We start from the raw sequence: 228 nt of genomic DNA on the forward strand, positions 1-228 counted from the left end.
TGAGAAGTATTCTGATCAAGTGATCGAGATCAACTTGTCAGAGCTTGAGCCACACATCAATGCTCCATTTACGCCAGACTTGGCTTGGCCTCTATCTAAATTTGCAGCTGCTGACAAAGAGAATAACTGGCCTGCAAAACTTGATGTGGGATTGATCGGAACATGCACTAACTCTTCTTATGAAGACATCTCTAGAGCAGCTTCTCTAGCACAGCAAGCTGTAGACAA

At 43.9% G+C, this 228-nt stretch carries 1 protein-coding gene; it reads left to right on the top strand.

Annotation, left to right across the window (positions count from 1 at the left end):
• Positions 1–228 (top strand): aconitase family protein (locus I5349_RS14210; RefSeq protein ID WP_226391410.1); only part of this gene is annotated, 228 nt, incomplete at both ends.

Origin of the sequence: Penaeicola halotolerans (assembly GCF_016464625.1) — a bacterium.
Lineage (GTDB): Bacteria > Bacteroidota > Bacteroidia > Cytophagales > Cyclobacteriaceae > Penaeicola > Penaeicola halotolerans.